Source organism: Clostridium sp., assembly GCF_032552055.1.
In the GTDB taxonomy this organism is placed as follows: Bacteria; Bacillota; Clostridia; order Clostridiales; family Clostridiaceae; genus Clostridium.
This window is the reverse complement of sequence record NZ_JAWGSV010000209.1, coordinates 1-5,546: the sequence shown is the minus strand read 5'-3', so window position 1 is coordinate 5,546 and position 5,546 is coordinate 1. Positions and strand designations below refer to the sequence as shown.

3 protein-coding genes are annotated in these 5,546 nt (G+C 30.9%); all 3 read left to right on the top strand.

All coding sequences use genetic code 11. The features are described from left to right. Window positions 1–753: ATP-binding protein (locus E6248_RS12410; protein ID WP_316341112.1), on the top strand; the 753-nt coding region annotated here is incomplete at its 5' end. Window positions 754–838: 85 nt separating this feature from the next. After that, window positions 839–1,789, top strand: a complete 951-nt coding sequence (gene whiA, locus E6248_RS12405; protein WP_136007655.1) for a DNA-binding protein WhiA — start codon at window positions 839–841, stop codon at window positions 1,787–1,789. Between the two features lie 181 nt (window positions 1,790–1,970). Beyond that, entirely contained in the window at window positions 1,971–5,522 is a 3,552-nt protein-coding gene (locus E6248_RS12400; RefSeq protein WP_316341111.1) for a DNA polymerase III subunit alpha, read from the top strand. The last annotated feature ends 24 nt before the right edge of the window (window positions 5,523–5,546 follow it).

Here is a 5,546-nt window from a genome sequence, read left to right as displayed (position 1 = left end):
ATATATGATAGTGGTAAGTTACCTGATTTAGTAATAATAGAAATTAACATGCTTATATTTATTAATATTTTTCTAAATATAAGTTTTTATAAAAGTCTACATAAAACTATATTAAAAAATAAGAATATTGAGGTTAAGAGTGCCTATAATCCATTACTTGATGAGATAATTCAGAATATAAAAGCTAATGAGCATGAGTATAAAAATCATATTAATATGCTATACTCCATGATACAAGTTTCACAGAGTATTCCAGAAATGAAAAAGAGAGCTGGAAAGTATGTAGTGAATATTCAAGATGGAAGTTATTTAAGTTCAATATTAGAAATTGAGAGTACTGTAGTAAAGGCTGTTCTATATAGTAAGATTGTAGAATGTGAACAGATTGGAGTAAGTTTAAAATATAATATTAAATCTAATATAGATAAGTCTGAGTTAGACGATTCAGAAATAACTATTATGTTAAGTAATTTATTGAATAATGCTATTGAAGCAAGTAAGAACTCCATTGAAAAGAATATAGTTATTAATATTAGTAAGCTTGAAAAGTATAGAGTTGAGGTTAAGAATTCAGTTTTAGGACTTAAGATATCTAATGAAGATATAGAAGGATTCTTTAAAAAAGGATTCTCTAGTAAGGGTACTGGAAGAGGATATGGACTATATAATGTGAAAAAAATTGTTAAAAAGCATAAGGGGAATATTTATGCAAGGCTAGTAGATAATTATCTAGTAATTGAAATTTTTATATAAATCCTAGGTAATAAATTCTTATAAAAATTTTTGCTATTTGTGTTATAATTATTTGATAGATTAGATTATAAGGAGAATAGGCAATATGTCATTTTCATCAAAAGTAAAAGGAGAAATATGCAGATACTCTGAATTAAGTAAGGAAGAAGCATTAGCTGAAATTTCGGCAATAATGAAAGTAAGTGGAACTATAGCTTTTAGCGGACTTGGGTTATCCTTTAGAATAACAACTGAGAATCCAGCTACAGCAAGACACATATTTAGCTTACTTAAGGAGCATTTTAATATTCACTCTAAGTTAATGGTTAAGAAAAGTAATTCTTTAAAAAAGAATAATATTTATATGGTTCTTATTGAGGAAGATATGGGGGTCAGGGATCTTTTAAGAGATACTGGTATATTTGCTGAAGTTGATGGGGTATTAACTTTAGATTATAGAATAGATGAAAATATGGTTATGGGAGAAGAGTTAAAAAGGGCTTATATAAGAGGAGCCTTTATTGGAGGGGGAAGCATAAGTAACCCAGAAAAAACTTATCACCTAGAATTTGTGACTCATAGTGAAGAGTATGCTAGAGATTTATCTAAGCTAATTAATACCTTTGGATTAAATTCTAAAGTTATTCAAAGAAAAAATAGTTTTATTATTTATATAAAAGAAGGTGAACAAATATCGAACCTTCTAGGTATTATTGGAGCTCATACATCATTATTAGAGCTTGAAAATATAAGAATAATGAAGGAAATGAGAAACAATGTTAATAGACTAGTGAACTGTGAAACAGCAAATTTAAGTAAAACTGTTAACGCTGCTGTAAGGCAAGTTGAAAGCATAAAGTTAATACAAAGAGAGATTGGATTACAAAGACTACCTAAGAATTTAAGAGAAATAGCAGAACTTAGACTTAGCTATCCAGATGAGTCCTTAAAGGAACTTGGAGAAATGCTAGAACCGCCAGTAGGAAAGTCAGGAGTAAATCATAGACTAAGGAAAATAGAAAAAATAGCTGAAGAAATAAGATCAGGAACATATTAGGAATGAAAAATGAAAAAATGAAAGAATGAAAGAATGTAGAATTGAGGATGAAATTCAGCAAGCTGAGTTTCTGAAATTTATTTTTAGTAATTCCTTTGGAATTACTTCATTAATTTTTTCGTTTTTTCCATTCTTTAATTATTAATTTGGATTGCGTAGCAATCCACAAGGGGGTGTTTATTTGGAGAAAAAATTTACTCATTTACATCTTCATACAGAGTATAGCTTACTTGACGGCTCTGGAAAAATTAAAAAGCTTATAAGTAGAGCTAAAGAGCTTGGAATGGATAGTATAGCTATTACAGACCATGGAGTTATGTACGGATGCGTTGCTTTTTATAAAGAAGCTAAGGAGAATGGTATAAAGCCTATTCTTGGTTGTGAAGTATATATAGCAGCAAAGTCTATGGATATTAAGGTTAATGATAAAGAAAATAGTACCCATCACTTAGTTTTATTAGTTAAGAATGAACAAGGTTACAAGAATCTTATGGAAATAGTATCTGAGGCTTCTATTAGAGGGTTCTATTATAAGCCAAGGGTCGATCATGATTTCTTAAGAGAACATAGTGAGGGTCTTATTGCTCTTAGTGCTTGTTTAGGTGGAGAGGTGCAACAATGGCATCTTAAAGATAACTATGATAAGGCAAAAGAGGTAGCGTTACTATATAAAGATATTTTTAAAGGTGATTTTTATCTTGAAATACAAAATCATGGAATGGATGAACAAAGGAAGGTTACAGAAGCTAATATTAAGTTATCTAAGGAAACTGGAATTCCTTTAGTTGCAACTAATGATGTTCATTACATAAATAAAAAAGATTCAGCCTCTCATGATATATTAATGTGTATTCAAACTGCTAAAACTGTGGATGATCCTAATAGAAGAAGATATCCTTCTAATGAGTTTTATCTAAAATCTCAAGAGGAAATGTGGGATATGTTTTCATATGTTCCAGAAGCATTAGAGAATACAACTAAAATAGCTGAGGAGTGTAACTTTGATTACGAGTTTCACGTATCAAAGCTTCCTAAATTCCCAGTGCCAGAGGGGATAGGACCTTATGATTATTTAAGGCAACAATGCTACTTAGGACTAATTGATAGGTATGAAGTCTTCACAGAATTTAGAAATAAACCACTAAATGTTGATGAAGTTGTGGATTATTTTAAAGAAAATGAAGAAGCCTGTGGATATATTGAGAGATTAGAGTACGAACTTTCTGTTATTAAACAAATGGGATATGTAGACTACTTCTTAATAACTTGGGACTTTATAAGATTTTCTAATGAAAATGGAATTCCAACAGGACCAGGCCGTGGATCTGCAGCTGGATCAATAGTTGCCTTTACCTTAGGTATAACTAAAATAGATCCAATTAAATATAGCTTACTTTTTGAAAGATTCTTAAATCCTGAAAGAGTAAGTATGCCAGATATAGATAGTGACTTCTGTTATGAAAGAAGGCAAGAAGTTATAGATTATGTAGTTGAGAAATATGGAGTAAATAATGTTTCTCAAATTGTAACCTTTGGAACAATGGCTCCAAGGATTTGTATTAGGGATGTTGGTAGAGCTATGAATTATAGTTATGCTGAAGTTGATAGAATAGCTAAGATGATTCCTAATATGCTTGGAATAACTATAGATAAGGCCTTAGAAATTAATCCAGAACTTAAAAATGCTTATAATAATGAAGATAGAGTTAAGGAATTAATTGATGTAAGTAAGGATTTAGAAGGTTTGCCAAGACACTGTTCAACTCATGCAGCAGGTGTAGTTATTGCATCTAAGCCATTAGTTGAATATGTACCGCTTCAAAAAAATGATGAATCTGTAGTAGCTCAATTTGATATGACTACATTGGAGGAACTTGGACTTCTAAAGATGGATTTCCTTGGACTTAGAACTCTGACAGTTATGAATGACGCTGTTAAAATGATTAAGGAAAACCAAGGAATAGATATCAATTTAGATAAAATAGATTTTGAAGATAAAGAAGTATATAAGATGATTGGTGAAGGAAAAACAGCTGGTGTATTCCAATTAGAATCTCCAGGAATGACTTCCTTTATGAAAGAGTTAAAGCCAGATAGCCTTGAGGATATTATAGCGGGTATTTCCCTTTATAGACCAGGACCAATGGCCGAGATACCAAGATACGTAGAGTGTAAGCAAAATCCAGATAAGGTTGAATACGTAGCACCAGAACTAGAGGATATACTTAACGTAACTTATGGAGTTATGGTATATCAAGAACAGGTTATGGAGATCGTTAGAAAACTTGCTGGGTACTCTATGGGAAGAAGTGACCTTGTAAGAAGAGCAATGTCTAAGAAAAAGCACAAGGTTATGGAAGAAGAAAGAAAGAACTTCATCTATGGAGTTGTGGATGAAGAAGGTAACATTGAAGTTCCAGGCTGTAAGCGTAATGGAATTTCAGAAGAAGCTGCAAATAAGATCTTTGATCAAATGATGGACTTTGCTTCGTATGCGTTTAACAAGTCCCACGCAGCTGCTTATGCAGTTATAGGTTATCAAACTGCATATTTAATGAAATATTACCCTGTAGAAACTATTGCAGCTATGCTTAACTCTGTAATGGGAATTAGTGAAAAAGTTGCTCACTATATAGCTTTTGCAGAGGGGTTAGGCATACAGGTACTACCTCCAGATATAAATGAAAGCTATTCTAAATTTACTGTTAAAGGTGATAAAATTAGATTTGGATTAGCAGCTATAAAGAATGTAGGTTACAATGTTGTAGAAACAATAGTTAATTCAAGGGCTAAAAAAGGTAACTTTGAATCACTAATAGATTTTATAAATAAGTTAGATTTATCTACAGTTAATAAAAGGGCAATTGAAAGCTTAATTAAGGCTGGAGCCCTAGATAAATTCAAGGTATTTAGATCTAAAATGCTTGCAGTTTATGAAAAGTTAATGGATGGAATAGCTAATGAGAAAAGAAGAAATATAGATGGTCAAATTAGCCTTTTTGGGTTGGAAGAAGAACTTGAACTTCCAGAAGTAAATTATCCTAATATAAAGGAGTTTCCAAAGAAAAATTTATTAGCTATGGAAAAAGAAATGACAGGTCTATATTTATCAGGTCATCCATTAGATGAATATGCAGAAAGCTTAAAAATTCAAACATCAACAAGTATAGAAAAAATTAATAAATCATATGAAATAATTAAAGAAAGTTTTAATCAGGAAGATTTACCAGAAGAAATTATCCATGATGATGAAAGAGTTATACTTGGAGGAATAATTGCTGAATATAATCAAAAAATAACTAGGAATAATACTATAATGGCATTCCTAAAACTTGAGGATTTAACAGGGGTAATAGAAGTAATAGTATTCCCAAAAACTTTAGATAAAATTAGAGATTCTTTAAAAGAAGATGCTCTAGTAGTAATTAAGGGTAGGGTGAATATTAAGGAAGATGAATTACCTAAGTTAATATGTGAAAGTGTAGAACCTTTAGAAAAGATAAATACTTCAAAGGTATATATAAGAAGTAAGAATCTAGATGAAGGTAAGAAGTTAATGAAAGAGTTAAGAGTAATGCCAGATTACTTTAAAGGTGATACTACTGTATATTTATTCACTGAAGAGGATAGGAAGCAATATAGAATGACAAGGGATACTTGGGTTAACTTGGAGTCAGATGTATTAGATTATTTAAGAGAATTAGCTGGTGATGAGAATATAAAAGTAATATAGGGCTGCTTTAGTGCAGCCTTATAT